Raw genomic sequence first — 18,648 nt, 5'->3', positions numbered from 1 at the left:
CACAGGTTATCCATCGTCCGCTCTTTCGCTTAACTGACTGGCATTAGGGCAAGCCCCCTCCCACACTCGGATCACATGCACACTCAGCCCTTTTGGGCCAACAACTCCAGCCCTTCATGCAACGCCGGGAACAAGCTGTTGTTGAAGTTGTTCCAGCGCAGTTCAAGGATGGTGTCCTGCGGCGATATCTCGGTGTTGAGCACGTCGTGGAAGACTTCACCGGAGTCGATACCGTTGTCCACGTAGTGGAACGACGCACCAGTCAGGTACAGCGGCTCGCAAGGCTTGGTCTCTTTGGTCGCCCAATCCACCACCGCCTGGCCACGCGCTCCGTACAACGCATTCCAGGTGGCATAGGCGCCACGGCGCTCATAGGGCGACTCGAGGCGGGTAATGCCGGGGTGGATATTCATGATGCGTCGGGCAAACGGCGCGCCGGGGCGTACCAGCTCATCGAGGATCACCAGCAAACCGTCCAGCACCACGATATCGGCCTTCAACTCCACCAGCGTGTCGTGCAGGCGACGCTCGAAATCCTGCTTGCCGGCGATATGTTCCGCGCTGCCACGCGGCAAGCGACGGTAGGTGGACGGCACACTCAGCAGCAGGTCGTTGACCAGCGTGCCCTGCACCCGCAAGTCCGCCGGGTACAACCACTGGCGGCCAGGCTGGTAGGCAAAGCCATAGTCGCTGACCAGTTGCTGGTCCCGTGGGTTCTGCTCGTCATCGTCATATACCACGCCCACCAGGTTGTAGCGCTGGCCCAGCGGCGTGTCATTGAGGGATCCCACCAGAAACTCCAGCACCGACTTCATGTAGCGCTCGTGGTCCTTGTAGGCCACCGGCTGCCCGGCCTTGTCGGCGGCGGCATTTCTCAGGGACCACACATACACCAGGTTCTTTTTCGTCATTGTTTCGCTCTCGCTGAGGGGACTGCGCAGCGCGTGGATACACGTGCGCCTACAGCACAAGAACGAACCAGCGTCGCGGCAATTTATCCGGCGTGGCCGCCGCCCGGCGCGCCGAGCTAAATCCTTGCGCCGACGCTTCGTTTGTCAGGGGTAAGGGTCTGTGTGCCCAGCCCCTCTTTTCACTCTCCGGGATGTACTTATGACCGACCCCAAACGCGGCGCCTTCAATGGCCTGCTCGCCCTGCTCAGGCCCTTTCGTATGATCGTGACGGTCTCCGTCGCCCTCGGCATGGCGGGCGGCCTGGCCATTACCCTGCTGCTGGCCACCATCAACAATGCCCTGCACTCGGCCAACGGCATGACCCAGGGCGTGGTGCTGACCTTTGCGGCGCTGTGTGTTGTGGCGCTGGTCAGTTCGATCATCTCGGACATCGGCACCAACTACGTCGGGCAGCGCATCATTGCCGCCCTGCGCAAAGACCTCGGCGAGAAGGTGTTGTCGGCGCCCATCGGGCAGATCGAACGCTATCGTTCCCACCGCCTGATCCCGGTGCTGACCCACGATGTCGACACCATCAGCGACTTTTCCTTTGCATTCACCCCGCTGGCCATCGCCGCCACGGTCACCCTCGGTTGCCTGGGCTACCTGGCCTACTTGTCGGTGCCGATGTTCCTGATGATGGTGGTGGCGATCATCATCGGCAGCGCCGTGCAGTTCATTGCCGGCGGCAAAGGCATCCAGGGTTTCGACCTGGCGCGCAGCCATGAGGATGAATTGCAGCGTTACTACAACGCGATTGCCTCCGGCGCCAAGGAGTTGCGCATGCACCGCCCACGGCGTTTTCGCATGAACACCCACCGCATCCAGGAAACCGCCGACCGCATCAGCGACATCCAGGTGCGCTCGGTCAACATCTATATCCTGGCCAAGACCTTCGGCTCGATGCTGTTCTTCGTGGTCATCGGCCTGGCCCTGGCGATGCAGGCATACAACCCCAACCCGGACCCCACGGTGATCACCGGTTTCGTGTTGGTGCTGCTGTACATGAAAGGCCCCCTGGAACATCTGCTGGGTTACCTGCCGGTGGTGGGCAAGGCGAAGATCGCCTTTGGCCGTATCAGTGAATTGTCCGAGCGTTTCTCGTCGCCCGAGCCGCACCTGCTGATGGACGACAGCGAGGCGCCCAAGCCGATGGTCAACAGCCTGGAGCTGCGCAATGTGAGCTACAGCCCGCCGGCGGTCGAGGGTAGCGCGCCGTTCCACCTGGGGCCGATCAACCTGAGCATCAAGCAAGGCGACATCGTGTTTATCGTCGGCGAAAACGGCAGCGGCAAGACCACCCTGATCAAACTGCTGCTGGGTTTGTACACCCCGCAGTCGGGTGAAATCCGCCTCAATGACGAGACCGTGACCGACCCCGAGCGCGACGATTATCGCCAGCTGTTCACCACGATCTTCTCCGACTATTACCTGTTCGATGACCTGGTGCAGGGCAGCGCCACGCAGTCGCTGGACAGTGCCGCCAAATACCTGGAGCGCCTGGAAATCGCGCACAAGGTCAGCGTCAAGGATGGCGTGTTCAGCACCACCGACCTGTCCACCGGCCAGCGCAAGCGCCTGGCCCTGGTCAACGCCTGGCTGGAGGAGCGCCCGGTGCTGGTGTTCGACGAATGGGCCGCCGACCAGGACCCGGCGTTCCGCCGGATCTTCTACACCGAGCTGCTGCCGGACCTCAAGCGCCTGGGCAAAACCATCATCGTGATCAGCCACGACGACCGTTATTTCGATATCGCCGACCAGTTGGTGCGCTTGCGTGCCGGCCAGGTGGTGCACGCGCTGGAACCGGCGTGAATTTTGTTTTCCGGTTTTCTGAGGTAGGAACGTCTCACTAGTGGTAATGAGAACCAGCCTCAATTAACACCTAGAATTTGCCCACTTAAAACCTAGAAGAGAAAGCATCCATGCCAGCACGACTCGGCCTCAGCCCACTGAGCAAGGCGTTAACCATGCGCCGGGCCCTGAACATCAACCTTCTTCCAAGCGCCTTGGCCCTGGCAGTATCGTTGCCGATCGCAGGCTATGTGCAGGCTCAGGAGATCGAGTTGAATATTCCTGCCCAGGCGCTGGGGAGCGCACTCCAGGAATTCGGGCGCCAGGCCAACGTGCAGGTGTTGTACAGCCCCAGCGATGTGCAGGGCAAAAACAGCCGTGCGGTCAAGGGCAAGATGGCGCCACAGCAAGCCATTGACCAGTTGCTGGCGGGCACATCGACCACCCACAGCCTCAACGGTAATGCGTTGACCGTTGCTGCTGCCGGCGACACCACTGCCCTGGAGCTGAGCCCCACTCAGGTCAACGGTAACGTGCTGGGCAATATTACCGAGGGCTCCGGCTCCTACACCCCAGGCACCATCGCCACCGCGACGCGCCTGACCCTCACGCCACGCCAGACCCCACAGTCGATCACCGTGGTCACCCGCCAGCACATCGAAGACTTCGGCCTCAACAACGTCGATGACGTGATGCGCCACACCCCGGGCATCACCGTGTCGGCCTATGACACCGACCGCACCAACTACTACTCCCGGGGTTTCTCGGTCAACAGTTTCCAGTACGACGGTATTCCGTCCAGCGTGCGCAACGTCGGCTACTCGGCGGGCAATACCCTGAGCGACATGGCGATCTATGACCGTATCGAAATCCTCAAGGGCGCCACCGGCCTGCTCAACGGCGCAGGCTCCCTGGGCGCGACCATCAACCTGATCCGCAAGAAGCCCACCGCCGACTTCAAGGGCCATGTGACCGTGGGCGCAGGCTCGTGGGACAACTATCGCAGTGAAGTCGATGTCAGCGGCCCCTTGACCGAGAGCGGCAATGTGCGTGGCCGGGCGGTGGCGGCGTACCAGGACAAGAAGTCCTTCATGGACCACTACTCGCGCAAGACCGAAACCTACTACGGCATCACCGAATTCGACCTGTCCCCGGACACTATGCTGACCGTCGGCTTCGACTACCAGGACAACATTCCGAAAGGTTCCAGCTGGTCCGGCGCGTTCCCGCTGGTCAACTCCAACGGCAGCATCAACAAGATGCCGCGCTCCTACAACAACGGTACCACCTGGAGTTCATGGGAGCAGAACACCCGTACCGCCTTCGCCATGCTCGAGCATGACCTGGGTGACGGCTGGGTGACCAAACTGCAACTGGACCACAAGATCAACGGCTACCACGCTGACCTTGCATCGATTCAGTTCGTCCAGCCGGCCGCCGATGGCACCGCCGAGATCAACGGACAGAAATACACGGGTGAAACCAAAAGCACCTCGGCCGATCTTTATGCCACCGGGCCGTTCAGCCTCTTTGGTCGTGAACATGAATTGGTCGTGGGCGGCTCGATCGGTACTTCGCGCTGGCAAGGCAAAGGTTACTGGTCGCCGGAATGGCCGCAGGGCAACAAAGTCGATTTCTACAACTGGAACGGCAAGCTCGGCAGGCCAATCTACGGGCCGGTCCAGCAGTACATCGACGACACTATCCGCCAGAACGGCTACTACGTGACCACACGCTTGAACGTGATCGATGACCTGAACGTGATCCTCGGCGGTCGCGTGGCCAACTACCATGTCACCGGCAACAACCCTTCGTACAAGGAAACCGGGCGGTTCATCCCTTACGCCGGGGTGATCTACGACCTCAACGACAACTTCTCCGCGTACGCCAGCTACACCGATATTTTCCAGCCCCAGGAAAGCACCTATAAGGACCGCGACAGCAAACTGCTGGACCCGGACGAAGGGCAAAACTACGAGCTGGGCCTCAAGGGTGAGTTCTTCGACGGCCGCCTGAACACCAGCATCGCCTACTTCGAAGTGCACGAGACCAACCGGCCGATCTCGGACGACGCCTACAACAACCAGACGCCAACCCCGAACAACTACGCGTTCAAGAGCTCCAAGGCGGTCACCAAGGGTTATGAGGCAGAGATTTCCGGTGAGCTGAGCCCGGGCTGGCAAGTCCAGGGCGGCTACACCCACAAGATCGTGCGTGACGACGACGGTAAGAAAATCTCCACCTTCGAACCCGAGCACCAGGTCAACCTGAACACCACCTACAAGCTCAAGGGTGACCTCGACAAGTTCACCATCGGCGGCGGCGTGCGCTGGCAGACCAAGGGCTGGCAAGAGGTCTGGAACCAACCCCTCAACCAGAACCAGGACATTACCCAGGAATCCTACTGGCTGGTGGACCTGATGACCCGCTACCAGGTCACCAAGAACCTGTCGGCAACCGTCAACTTCAACAACATCTTCGACAAGTCCTACTACACCAACGTGGGCTTCTATAACTCGGCCGCCTACGGTGAGCCGCGCAACGTGATGGTCAGCACCCGCTGGGACTTCTGACCTGAGCCCTTGACCACGCCAGCGTGGTCGAACAAACGCCCGATGAGAGCCCTGCTTTCATCGGGCGTTTTTTTATACCTTGTCCCCTTGCGACCGAACCTTGTGCGGGCTGGCCCTACTGCCAATCAGTTAAGCGATAGAACGAACGATGGACAACCTGTGGGAGGGGGCTTGCTCCCTCCCACAGTAACCGCGTTAAGCCTTAACTGACTGGCATTTGGGCTTACCCCGCTCGCTACATGGCGGCCACCAGGCTGCTGATGAACGCGGCGCTGTCGATGATGCCGTCATGGTCGGTATCGATCATCACCGAACGCTCGATGCGCCCCTGGCCGATCACCGTCGCCATGTTCTGCTCGATCAGGTCCTTGAAGCGCCCTGCCCGGCTCATGGACGCCCACCAGCAACTCACGGGGGCCTTGATCGGCTTGAAGTCGGATGCCGTCATGCGTTCGCTCAGGGCCCGGTCAACCTCCCAGGAGATCTGCGCCTCATTGCCACGCAGCAACTCCTCCTTGATCGCCGTGAAGGCTTCGCCCAGGGTCTGTTCGGCCCAGGCGACGAACACCGACCACTGCTGGTCCTCAGCCTCGCGCTGACACGCCTGCCAGGCGTCCTGGATCTGTTCGGCAAAGGCCGGGAACATCACCCCGAGCAAGGCCGCACGTCGCTCGTTGGCCGAGACCTCGCGATCATCCTGGGTTACCACCGCATCCCAATACGGCTTGAGCCATTGCGGCGGTGCCGAGTCGATCCAGCCGACAAACTCAACCTCGCGCCCGGCCTGCTCCAGGCCATAGGCGACTTCCATCGCCAGGTTGCCACCCAGCGACCAGCCTGCCAGGCGGAAGGCGCCCTGGGGCTGCGCCGCCAACAGTTGCGCCGTGTAATCCTCGACCATCGCCTGCCACGGCGGCACCGGCGTACCGGCTTCGGCGAGTGCGCGGCAGATCACCCCGAACACCGGACGCTGCTCCCTGAGTGCCAGGGCGATCGCGGTGTAGCAATGCACCGAGCCAAAGCTTGGGTGGAACATGAACAGCGGTGTGCCTTGCGTCTGGCTGTTGAGCTTGACGATCAGCGAGCGACGCGTGTCGCCCTGCAAGCAGTTGACCTGGCCGCGCACGGTCGGGTTGAGCATCAATTGGCTGATGGACAAATCGACCTCGCTGAGCTTGCGGATCCGCTCCTTGAGCATCAGCACCAATAACGAATGGCCGCCCAGCTCGAAGAAGTTGTCGTTCAGCCCTACCCGCTCCACACCCAGCACGTAGCTCCAGATCGCCGCCACCTGCTGCTCCAGCTCGGTCTGGGGCGCCTGATAGCGCTCGGCGCCCTGAGCCTGGGGCTTGGGCAAGGCCTTGCGATCCAGCTTGCCGTTGGGACTCAACGGCATCTGGCTCAGGACCACCCACTGCGCCGGCACCATATAGTCCGGCAACTGCGCGCCCAGATGGGCCATGACCGCGCCCTTCCAGTCGTCCTCTGGCTGTTGCAGCACCACATAACCCACCAGGTACGCCGCATCCACCGCCAGCACCGCCGCTTCACGAATACTCGCGTGCTCCAGCAGGCGCGCCTCGATTTCTCCCAGCTCGATACGCAAGCCGCGCAGCTTCACCTGGTGGTCGATGCGCCCGGCGTACTCGATCACGCCGTCGTCGCGATAACGCGCCAGGTCGCCGGTGCGATACAGCCGCTCGCCGCTGCCGAACGGGTCAGTCACAAAGCGCTCGGCGGTCAATGCCGGACGGCGGTGATAACCCCGCGCCAGGCCCCTGCCGCCCAGGTACAACTCGCCCAACACGCCCACCGGCGCCGGCTCCAGGTTGCCGTCCAGCACGTAGCAAGCGAGGTTGGCGATCGGTCGACCAATCGGGACGGCATCGCGACCCTCCTCCACACAGGTCCAGTGGGTCACGTCGATAGCCGCCTCGGTGGGGCCATACAGGTTGTACAACGCTGCATCCGGCAGCTTGGCAAACACTTGCTGCTGGGCATCCGCAGGCAAGGCTTCACCACTGCACACAATGCGTTGCAGGCTATGGCACGAGGTAACCGCCGCATCCTGCAGGAATGCCTGCAACATCGACGGTACGAAGTGCAGCGTGGTGATGGTCTCGGCGTTGATCAACTTGACCAGCCGGGCCGGGTCACGATGATCTCCCGGCGCTGCCACGACCAGGCGCGCGCCGGTCATCAACGGCCAGAAGAACTCCCACACCGACACGTCGAAGCTGAACGGGGTTTTCTGCAGCACACTGTCACTGGCATCCAGGCCATAGGCTTGCTGCATCCAGCACAACCGGTTGGTCAGGGCGTTGTGGCGATTGCCGGCGCCCTTGGGTTGACCGGTGGAACCCGAGGTGTAGATGACATAGGCAAGGTTTTCGCCATCGACCGCAATGCCTGGGTTGTGCTCGGCATGGCCCGCCAGCCACGCATCCCCCGGTTCCAGCACCAGGTGTTGGACGCCCTGGGGGATCGGCAGTTGCGCCAGCAGGTGACCCTGGGTCAACAACAAGGCAACGCCGCTGTCTTCGAGCATGTAGGCCAGCCGGTCACGCGGGTATTCCGGGTCCAGCGGGACGTAAGCGCCGCCGGCCTTGAGCACCGCCAACAGGCCCACCACCATTTCCAGCGAACGCTCCAGCGCCAGCCCGACCAGCACGTCCGGCCCGACACCCTCTGCGATCAAGCGATGGGCCAGGCGGTTGGCCCGCGCATTCAATTCGGCGTAGCTCAGGCACTGCCCGCCAAACACCACGGCCGGCGCCTGCGGCGTACGCACCACCTGTGCTTCGATCCATTGATGCACCGCCTGATCCAGCGGATACGTCTCGGCCGTCGCGTTCCATCCCAGCAGCACCTGCTCTCGCTCGTCGCGGGCCAGTGAAGGTAATGCACCAAGGCGCTGCGAGGCATCGCCGGCCAGTGCTTGCAGCAATTGCTGGAAGTGCTCGGCCAGGCGTTGAATATGCGGTGCGCTGAAGTACTGGCGGTTGTAATTGAACTCCAGGCCCAAGGTATCGCCAATCGCCAGCAGCACGGTCAGTGGATAGTGGGTCTGCTCCAGGCTGTGCACCGCACCAAAGCTCAGGCCCGACGGCGCGCTCTGCTCCAGCGCCTCGGACACCGGGTAGTTTTCGAACACCAGGATGCTGTCGAACAACGCCTCGCCGCCCAACCCGGCCCAGCGCTGGATGTCGAACAACGGCGTGTGCTCCTGCTCACGCAAGCGCACGTTCTGTGCCTGCACCTGTTGCAGCCACTGGCTGACCGTCCATTGCGCGTCCGGCGTCGCCACCACCGGCAGGGTGTTGATGAACAAGCCGACCTGCTGCTCGATGCCACGCAGTTCCGCCGGGCGCCCGGCCACGGTGGCACCGAAGGCGACCGTGGCCTGCCCGGTGTGATGCTGCAGCAGCAATAGCCAGGCGCCTTGCACCAAGGTATTGAGCGTCACTTTGTTGCGCTGGGCGAAGGCTTTCAGCTGTTCGGTTTGCGCGGCATCCAGGCTCAGGCGGTATTCGCCGTTGGCCCCAGGTTGCGCGTCGCGCACCTCACGGGCCAGGCGGGTCGGCTCACGCAGGTTTGCCAGCTGGTCCTTCCAGAACGCTTCGCTGACCGCCTTGTCCTGTGCCTGCAACCAGGCGATGTAGTCGCGGTAACGCCCGGTCGGCGCCGGCAACGCTTCACCGGCGTACTGCTGCAACACTTCGCCGAACAGCTGCGAACCGCTCCAGCCGTCCATCAGCATATGGTGGTTGGTGTAGATCAGGTGATAACTCGACGCTGCGGTACGCACCACCGACAAGCTCAACAACGGCGCCTGCTCCAGCACAAAACCCTGGGTCCTGGCGGCCTGCGCCCTGTCATCCAGCGCCTGGGCGCTATCTGCCCGCTCGCGCCAATCGAGTTCGGCAAACGGCAGGCGGGCCTGTTTGTAGACCACCTGCAAGGGTTGCTCAAGCTCGGTCTGCCAGAGGAAACCACTGCGCAGGATCTCGTGACGGTCGACCGCCGCCTGCCACGCCTGGCGAAAACGCGGGACGTCCAGGCCCTGCACATCGATACGCATCTGGTTGATGTAATCCCCAGACCCTGCGCCATACAACGACTGGAACAACATGCCTTGCTGCATGGGCGACAGCGGATACAGGTCTTCGACCTCACCGACATTCAGCGGCAAGGCATCCAGTTGCGCTTGCGACAACCGCGCCAAGGGGAAGTCCGATGGCGTCACGCCCTGGCTGGCCGGCTCACAGCAGTGATCAATCAGCGCCTTGAGTTGCGCGGCGTAATCGTCGGCCAGCTGCTGCACGGTCGCTTCGTCAAACATGGCCTGGCTGAAACTCCAGTTCAACTTCAGCTCGCCGCCGTACACCTGGCCGTTGATCTCCAGCCAGTTGCCCAGGGGTGCATCGGGGCTCTGCTCGGCACCGCTGGCGTCACCGGAGGGCGCGAACAGCCCCTCTTGCTCGCCGCTGTCGAAACTGGCGTCGAACTGCCCCAGGTAGTTGAAGGTAATGCGTGGGCGCGGCAAGGCGGCCAACGCCTGTTGTGCCTCGGGATTACCCAGGTAGCGCAGCGCGCCAAACCCCAGGCCCTTGTCGGGCACCGCGCGCAGTTGCTCCTTGATCTGTTTGAGGGACGCGGCCAGGGAGTCCGCCGGCACCAGTTGCAGCGGATAGAGGCTGGTGAACCAACCGACCGTACGGGTCAGGTCGATCTCGTCGAACAGGTCTTCGCGCCCATGGCCCTCCAGGCGGATCAACATCGACGCCTCACCCGTCCAGCGCACGATGACTCGGGCCAGCGCCGTCAGCAGCAGGTCGTTGATCTGGGTACGGTAGGCACTCGGTGCGTCTTGCAACAAACGACGGGTATCGCTCGCGTCCAGTTGGGTGCTCACGCTCAGCGCCAGGCGGTTGCTCAAGCTGGCGTGCGGGTCGGCCACCGGCAAATCGGTCGGGCTGCCCTGCAACTGCGTTTGCCACCAGCTCAATTCCTGCTCCAGCGCCGCGCTGCGCGCATAGGTTTGCAGGCGTTCGGCCCAGGCGCGGGTGGCGCTGGTCTTGGCCGGCAAGACCACTGGGGCACCTTGGGCGAGCTGCTGATAGGCGCGTTGCAGGTCTTCCAGCAGGATGCGCCAGGACACGCCGTCCACCACCAAATGGTGGATCACCAGCAGCAAACGCTGGGAGCCGTCGGGCAATTGCGCCAGCACCGCACGCAGCAAGGGGCCGGCCGCCAGATCAAGGCTGCGCTGGGCTTCGTCGCCCAGGGCGTCGAGCTCCTCGACCTGGTTCAGCGACGTCTGCCACAACAGCTGATCCGCCTGATGCAGCTGCGGCTCGCGATACGTCGCGTTCCAGCCCGCCGCGCCCTCGACGAATGCCGTGCGCAGGGCATCGTGGTGCACGATCAGCGCTTGTAAGGCCGCGACCAGCAGCGACGCCTGCAATGGCTGGTGGGGTTGCAGCACCACCGACTGGTTCCAGTGGTGACGCTGGGGAATCTCATCGGCAAAAAACGCCTGCTGCACCGGCAGCAGCAACAACGCGCCGGTCTGCGCCGACTGGTCCAACTGCACCGCGCCCTCGCCTTCACGGGCCACGGCAGCCAGGCTCTGCACGGTCTGGTGCTGGAACAGGTCCTTGGGCGTGAACCGCACACCGGCCTGGCGCGCGCGGCTGACCACCTGGATCGAAATGATCGAGTCACCGCCCAGTTCGAAGAAGTTGTCGTGCAGCCCCACCTGCGGCAAACGCAGCACATCGGCCCAGATCGCGGCGATCTGCTGCTCCAGCTTGCTCTGGGGCGCCACATATACCTGCTGCAACTGGCTCACATCCGGCTTCGGCAAGCCCTTGCGGTCGAGCTTGCCGTTAGGTGTCAGCGGCATGCGTTCGAGGAACAGCAGATGCGTGGGCACCATGTAGTCCGGCAGGCGGGTTTTCAAGGCGCGACGCAGGGCTTCGCGGCCGTTGGACTGGGCCACGGCGTCGTCCAGCAGGGTCGGGTCCAGGGGCACCACATAGGCCACCAGTTGCTTGCCGGTCGGGCCGTCCTGCGCCACCACCACGGTTTCACCCACGCTGTCCTGCTCGCGCAGGCGCGCTTCGATTTCACCCAGTTCGATGCGGAAACCACGGATCTTCACCTGATGGTCAACACGCCCCAGGTAATCCACCACGCCGTCCGGGCGGCCACGGGTCAGGTCGCCGCTGCGGTACACGCGGCTGCCGGGCTTGCCGAACGGGTCCGGCACAAAACGCTCGGCGGTCAACGCCGGACGCTCCAGGTAACCCCGCGCTACGCCCTCGCCGCCCAGGTACAACTCACCGGCCACGCCGATGGGTTGCAGGTTCAACTGCGCATCGAGCACGTAACCGCTGCGGTTGCCCAGCAGCGTGCCGATCGGCGCATACACCGCCCCGCACGGGTCGCCTTTGCGGGCTTTCCACAGCAGCGGCGTGACCACGGTTTCCGTCGGGCCATACCCGTTGAACAGGTAGGTCGGGCGCAGTGCGCGCCAGGCCAGGTCATAGCTCGCCTGGGCCACCGCATCACCGCCGAAGCAATACACGCGCACGGCCGGAGGGTTGCCGTCTCGTTCGGCATGCTCGGCCAGTTGTTGCAGGTACACCGGAGGGAACACCGCCATGGTCACCTTGTGACGGTGCATCTGCTCGTAGGTGTATTCCGGCAGCCACAGGCTGTCGTCGCGGATCAGCACGCTGGCGCCGTTGATCAGCGGGTGCATCCAGCCTTCGTGGGAGCCGTCGAAAGCGAAGGACATGAAGTGCAATTCGCAATCGGTCGGCCCGGTTTCATAGCGCTCGCCGGTGGCGATGATGTGCGCCACCAACGGCCCATGGGACACCGCCACGCCCTTGGGCAGGCCGGTGGAACCGGAGGTGTAGATCACGTAGGCCAGGTTGTCGCCGTATAGCGTCACTTGCGGCGCACTGTCGCTGTAATCTGCCCACACCGACACCTCGTCGATTGCCAGGGCTTGCAAACCGTCGGGAATCGGCAACCGATGCTGCACCGCCGAATGGGTCAGCAACAGCTGGGAGCGGCTGTCCTGCATCATGTACAGCAGGCGATCGCGTGGGTACTCGATATCCAGCGGCACGTACACGCCACCGGCCTTGAGCACCGCCAGGAAGGCCACCATGATTTCGGCACTGCGCGGCATGGCGATGGCCACACGCACTTCCGGCCCCACGCCACGGGCGATCAGCGCATGGGCCAGGCGGTTGGCCTGGCGGTCAAGCTCGCCATAACTCAGGGTGTGCGTATCGAACTTCACTGCAACGGCGTCGGGGTTCTCTCGGGCGCGGTCGGCGAACAGTTCATGCACCAGGCGCTCGGCCGAGAAGCCGGAATCGGTGCAGTTCCAGCGTTCGAGAATCTGCTGTTGCTCGGCAGCATCCAGCAACGGCAGTTGGCTCAGGGGTTGTGCAGGGTTGGCGACCATGCCTTGCAACAGGTTCTGCCAATGCCGGGCCATGCGTTGCACGGTGGCGGCTTCGAACAGGTCCTGGGCGTACCCCAAGGTCGCCCAGATACCTTCGGTAGACTCCTGGATATCCAAGTCCAGATCAAAGTGGGCGGTCTTGCTTTCCCACTCCAGGCCTTCAACCCGCAGGCGTGGCAGTTGCCGCTGCACCTGCGCCTGGCCGACATCGGTCTGGTGGTTGAACATCACCTGGAACAGCGGGTTGTGGCTAAGGCTGCGCTCCGGCTGCAGGGCTTCGACCAGTTGCTCGAACGGCAAATCCTGATGCGACTGAGCCTCCAGCGCCCGCTGGCGGGTATGTTGCAGCAACTGCTCGACACTCATCTGGCCGTGCAGATCGGCCTTGAGCACCTGGGTGTTGACGAAGAAACCGATCAGGCGTTCGGTCTCGCTGCGGTTGCGGTTGGCGATCGGTACGCCGACGCGAATCTCTTCCTGGCCACTGTAGCGGTGCAACAGGGTCTGGAACGACGCCAGCAAGAGCATGAACAGCGTGACGCCTTGTTGCTGGGCCAACGCCTTGAGCTCAACCGTCAAAGCCGGCGCCAGCTCAATGGCCAGGCGCGCACCGCGATGGCTTTGCACGGCCGGGCGCGGGTGGTCGAACGGCAACTCCAGCACGCTTTGCTCACCGCCGAGCACGTCGCGCCAGTACGCCAACTGACGCGCTTTCTCGCCGGCTTCCATCCACTGGCGCTGCCACACGGCATAGTCGGCGTACTGGATCGGCAACGCCGGCAGCTGCAAGTCCTGGCCCTGGCTGTAAGCGGCATACAACTGCACCAGTTCCTCGACCATCAACTGCATCGACCAGCCATCGGAGACGATGTGATGCTGCACCAGCACCAGGACATGTTCGTCCGCAGCCAGGCGCAACAAGGTCACGCGCAACAACGGGCCTTGTTGCAGATCGAACGGCTGGGCGATCTCTGCCTCGACCCGCGCCTTGAGCTGGGTTTCATCGATATCCACCTGGGTGATGGGCAACCTCGCAAACGCCTCGATCACCTGCACCGCGCCTGCATGCTCCTGGCGGATATGGGTACGCAGGCTTTCATGACGGGCCAGCAGCGTGTCAAAGCTGCGTTGCAGCGCGGCATGGTCCAACTGCCCGTGCAAACGCAGTGCGCTGGGGATGTGATAGGCCGCGCTGTGGGGCTCCAATTGCCAGAGAAACCACTGCCGTTCCTGGGCGTACGACAGCGGCAACGGCTGTTCGCGACCGGCCGGCAACAAGGCCGGAGCCGTTGGCGCGCTGTTGTCCTGGACCTGCATCGCGGCCACGAAGGCTTCCAGGCGCGGGTGTTCGAAGAGCGCCTTGAGCGGCACTTCCAGGCCCAGCGCCTGGCGAATACGCGATACCACCTGCATTGCCAGCAGCGAATGCCCGCCCAGCTCAAAGAAGTGCTGGTTCAAACCGACCCGCTCGACACCCAGGATATCCGCCCAGATTGCCGCGACTTGCTGCTGCAACGCGCTGACCGGCGCCAGCCATGCCTGCTGCAGCGGGCTGCCGTCCGGCTTGGGCAGCGCCTGGCGGTCCAGCTTGCCGTTGGGGTTGAGGGGCATGCGGTCAAGGAAGATCAGGTGCGCGGGCACCATGTAGTCCGGCAGATGCTCACGCAGGGTCTGCATCAATAGCTCGCCCGCCGCTACGCGCTCGGCTTCGGACAATGGCTGCGTCGGCACCAGATAGGCCAACAATTGGTTGTCGGCCGCCAGCAACAGCGCTTCGCGCACGCTGTCCTGGGCCAGCAGCAAGGCTTCGATCTCCCCCAGTTCAATGCGGAAACCGCGGATTTTCACTTGGTGGTCGACACGCCCGACGTACTCGACCACACCGTCGGCGCGATAACGCGCCAGGTCGCCGCTGCGATACAGACGCTCGCCGGCGGCGCTGAACGGGTCGGCGACAAAGCGCTCGGCGGTCAGGCCCGGGCGCTGCAAATAGGCGCGGGCCAAACCGCTGACGCTGGCGATATACAGCTCGCCCACGGCCCCGGTCGGCAACAGGTTCAGGTCTCCGTCCAGCACATACAAGCCGCGCCCAGGCAGTGCACGGCCAATCGGGCTGGCCGTGACGCCGACCACGCTGGCGGGGTCGGTGCAATCGAGCACGCTGGACACCACCGTGGCTTCGGTCGGCCCGTAGGTGTTGAGCAGGCGCACATGGCCCAGTCCCGCCCGCTGCCACAACATCGGCCCATCCAGCGGCATGGCTTCGCCGCCGATATGGATCTGGCGCAACGCCCCATAGCTGCGTGGCCCGGCGGCCAGGCAATCGTGCAGGAACAGCTTCCAGTAGGCGGTCGGCAAGTCGGCCAGGGTGATGCCCTGGGCGATGATCTGCCGGTACAACTCGGCGCCGTCCCACAGCTGCGGCCCGCGCAGAATCACGCTGGCACCCAGGGTCAGCGCCGGGTACAGCTGCTCGACGAAACCATCGAAGTTCAGGGTCGCGAACTGCAACACCCGGTCACTCGGGACCAGCCGTGAATAATGCGCCGCGATACCGGCGAACTCACTCAAGGCGGCATGGTTGATGGCAACGCCCTTGGGTTTGCCGGTGGAGCCGGAGGTGTAGATCACATAGGCCAGGCTTTGCGGTTCAAAAGCCCGTTGCGGATTCTCGTCGCTGTACTGCGCCAATGCGCTGTCGGCAAGGTCAAGGTCCAATGCCGCCAGCCCCGCCGGCAACGGCAGGCGCGAGCGCAAGTGGGATTGGGTGAGCACCCATTGCGCGGCGCTGTCTTCGAGCATGTGCACCAGGCGTTCGCGGGGATACTGCGGATCAAGTGGCACATAGGCCCCCCCGGCCTTGAGCACCGCCAGCAGGCTGACCACCATCGCAAAGGAGCGCTCGACGGCAACGCCCACCAACACCTCCGGGCCGACGCCCTGGTCGATCAGGTAGTGCGCGAGACGGTTGGCCTGCCGGTTCAATTCGCCATAGCTGATGACCTGATCATCCAGCACCAGCGCCGGATGCTCGGGTTGAGCCTGGGCCTGGGCCTCGAACCGATGATGCACCGCCTCGGGTTCGGCGGCCGTCGCCGGGGCATTCCAGTCGTGCAGCAGCGCGTGGGTTTGCGCGGTGCTCAGCATGGCCAGTTCGGCGAGACGGCGCTGAGGCGTGCTGACGATCGCCGCCAGCAGGTTCTGCCAATGCTCGGCCAGACGCGTGATCGTCGCAGCGTCGAACAAGTCGGTGGCATAGGTCAGCGCCGCCCAGAACCCTTCGGCGGACTCATGAGTGTCCAGGCTCAGGTCGAAGTGGGTGGTGTGGTTGTCCCAGTCCAGCTCCACCACACGCAGGCCCGGCAGTTGCTGGCCGTCGCGACCGCCCTGGGCGTCGGTCTGATGGTTGAACATCACCTGGAACAACGGGTTATGGCTCAGGCTGCGTTCCGGCTGCAAGGCCACCACCAGTTGCTCGAATGGCAGGTCCTGGTGGGCCTGGGCTTCGAGGGCGCGGCGTTTAGTCTGTTGCAGCAGTTCGGCGAAGGTCATCTGCCCGTCAAGGTCGGCCTTGAGCACTTGGGTATTGACGAAAAAGCCGATCAGCCGCTCGGTCTCGACGCGGTTACGGTTGGCAATCGGCACGCCGATACGGATATCCGACTGCCCGCTGTAGCGATAGAGCAAGGTCTGGAACGACGCCAGCAACAACATGAACGGCGTCACGCCCTCTTGCTGCGCCAGGCGTTTGAGACCCGCGACCAGCGCTGCGGGCAAGTCCACTTGCAGGCTCGCACCGCGATGGCTTTGCTGGGCCGGGCGCGGGCGGTCCAGGGGCAGTTCCAGCACCGGTTGTTCGCCGCCCAACAGAGTTTGCCAGTACTCCAATTGACGCGCGCGCTCCCCCGCCTCCATCCAGCCGCGTTGCCACAGGGCGTAGTCGGCGTACTGGATCGGCAGCGCCGGCAATTGCCGCTCAGCGCCCTGGCTGAAGGCCGCGTAGAGTTGCACCAGCTCCTCGACCATCACCTGCATCGACCACCCATCGGAGACGATATGATGCTGCACCATCACCAGCACGTGTTCGTCTTCAGCCAGCTGCAACAGGGTCACCCGCAACAGCGGCGCCTGGTGCAGATCGAACGGCCGCGCGACTTCCGCTTCCACGAAGGCCAGCAACTGCGCTTCTTCAATGCACGCCTGATGGATCTCGACCTGCGCCTCGGGCAGCACCGTTTGCAGCACCTGTTCGCCCTGCTCGACCAAACGGGTGCGCAGGCTTTCGTGGCGGGCCAGCAGGCTGTCGAAGCTGCGCTGCAGTGCCGTCAGGTCCAGGCGCCCCTGCAAACGCAGGGCACCGGGGATGTGGTAGGTGGCGCTCTCTGGGTCCAGTTGCCAGAGAAACCATTGGCGTTCCTGGGCGTAAGACAACGGCAGTGCCTCGGCATCGTGCCGCGTGGGGGCAATCGGCAGTTGAGCGAAACTCATGCCACGGCTTTGCAAGCGCTGGTAGAACTGCTGGCGCTGCTCCAGAGGCAAGCGAAGAAAGCGCGACACCAGGTCGATATTGGGGTTGGAAAGCATGGTTCAAATCGCCTCTAGTTCGCTCAAAAAGTCACGTAGATCATCAAAATCTTCCGCGCTGCCGGCGCGGAAGGTGGCTGCAGCCTGCACGTAGCTGCGCAGCGATTCGGTCTGGAACAGTTCCACCAGCGGCACCTCGAGGCCCAGTTCGGCCTGGACCCTCGAAGTGATCTGGATCGCCAGCAAGGAGTGGCCGCCGACTTCGAAGAAGTTGTCGTTCAAGCCCACCTGCGGCAGGCGCAGTACCTCGGCCCAGATCGCGGCGATCTGTTGCTCCAGTTCGCTCTCAGGTGCCACGTACTGCTGTTGCAGCAGGCTTGCGTCCGGCTCGGGCAGGCCCTTGCGGTCGAGCTTGCCGTTGGGCGTCAGCGGCATCTGGGCCAGGAACATGAAGTGCGCAGGCACCATGTAATCCGGCAGGCGGGCTTTCAGGGCGCGGCGCAAGGCGTCACGGAACTCGGCCTGATTGCTCAGGCCGGCATCGGCCGGCACGACGTACGCCACCAACTGCTTGCCGGTCGGGCTGTCCTGGGCCACCACCACGGTTTCACCCACGCTGTCCTGCTCGCGCAGGCGCGCTTCGATTTCGCCCAGTTCGATGCGGAAACCGCGAATTTTCACCTGATGGTCGACACGCCCCAGGTAATCCACCACGCCGTCCGGACGCCCACGGGTCAAGTCGCCGCTGCGGTACACACGGCTGCCGGGCTGGCCGAACGGGTCCGGCACAAAACGCTCGGCGGTCAGCGCCGGACGCTCCAGGTAACCCCGCGCCACGCCCTCGCCGCCCAGGTACAACTCACCGGCCACGCCGATGGGTTGCAGGTTCAACTGCGCATCGAGCACGTAGCCGCTGCGGTTGCCCAGCAGCGTGCCGATCGGCGCATACACCGCCCCGCATGGGTCGCCCTGGCGGGCTTTCCACAACAGCGGGGTGACCACGGTTTCGGTCGGGCCATACCCGTTGAACAGGTAGGTCGGGCGCAGTGCGCGCCAGGCCAGGTCATAGCTCGCCTGCGCCACCGCATCACCGCCGAAGCAATACACACGCACGGCCGGCGGGTTGCCGTCACGTTCGGCATGCTCGGCCAGTTGTTGCAGGTACACCGGCGGGAATACCGCCATGGTCACCTTGTGACGGTGCATCTGTTCGTAGGTGTATTCCGGCAGCCATAGGCTGTCGTCGCGGATCAGCACGCTGGCGCCGTTGATCAGCGGGTGCATCCAGCCTTCGTGGGAGCCGTCGAAAGCGAAGGACAT

General features: G+C 63.6%; 5 protein-coding genes. 2 read left to right on the top strand and 3 right to left on the bottom strand.

What is annotated here, in order from left to right; all coding sequences use genetic code 11:
- Positions 1–83: 83 nt before the first annotated feature.
- Positions 84–911 (bottom strand): formyl transferase, encoded by an 828-nt coding sequence (locus tag C9383_RS22365; protein WP_090371667.1) that lies wholly within the window; start codon positions 909–911, stop codon positions 84–86.
- 199 nt (positions 912–1,110) lie between these two features.
- Here C9383_RS22365 and C9383_RS22360 point away from each other — a divergent pair, with 199 nt between their 5' ends.
- Positions 1,111–2,763 (top strand): cyclic peptide export ABC transporter, encoded by a 1,653-nt coding sequence (locus C9383_RS22360; protein ID WP_060755324.1) that lies wholly within the window; start codon positions 1,111–1,113, stop codon positions 2,761–2,763.
- Between the two features lie 110 nt (positions 2,764–2,873).
- Positions 2,874–5,315 (top strand): TonB-dependent siderophore receptor, encoded by a 2,442-nt coding sequence (locus C9383_RS22355; RefSeq protein ID WP_090371669.1) that lies wholly within the window; start codon positions 2,874–2,876, stop codon positions 5,313–5,315.
- 235 nt (positions 5,316–5,550) lie between these two features.
- Here the strand turns inward: C9383_RS22355 and C9383_RS22350 are convergent, their stop codons facing one another.
- Together C9383_RS22350 and C9383_RS22345 are read right to left on the bottom strand one after the other, a co-directional pair.
- The gene (locus tag C9383_RS22350) at positions 5,551–17,388 is read right to left on the bottom strand and encodes a non-ribosomal peptide synthetase (protein ID WP_090371671.1); all 11,838 of its coding nucleotides are present in this window, start codon (positions 17,386–17,388) and stop codon (positions 5,551–5,553) included.
- A 3-nt stretch (positions 17,389–17,391) separates the two neighbouring features.
- On the bottom strand, positions 17,392–18,648 hold a 1,257-nt coding region (locus C9383_RS22345), incomplete at its 5' end, for an AMP-binding protein (RefSeq protein WP_146164718.1).

Origin of the sequence: Pseudomonas palleroniana, assembly GCF_003031675.1 — a bacterium.
In the GTDB taxonomy this organism is placed as follows: Bacteria; Pseudomonadota; Gammaproteobacteria; order Pseudomonadales; family Pseudomonadaceae; genus Aquipseudomonas; species Aquipseudomonas palleroniana.
This window is presented reverse-complemented; position numbering and strand designations above follow the sequence as displayed.

Coding starts and splice junctions, on each gene's coding strand:
- C9383_RS22365 (WP_090371667.1), bottom strand. CDS start 911: ATGACGAAAAAGAACCTGGTGTATGTGTGGTCCCTGAGAAATGCCGCC.
- C9383_RS22360 (WP_060755324.1), top strand. CDS start 1,111: ATGACCGACCCCAAACGCGGCGCCTTCAATGGCCTGCTCGCCCTGCTC.
- C9383_RS22355 (WP_090371669.1), top strand. CDS start 2,874: ATGCCAGCACGACTCGGCCTCAGCCCACTGAGCAAGGCGTTAACCATG.
- C9383_RS22350 (WP_090371671.1), bottom strand. CDS start 17,388: ATGCTTTCCAACCCCAATATCGACCTGGTGTCGCGCTTTCTTCGCTTG.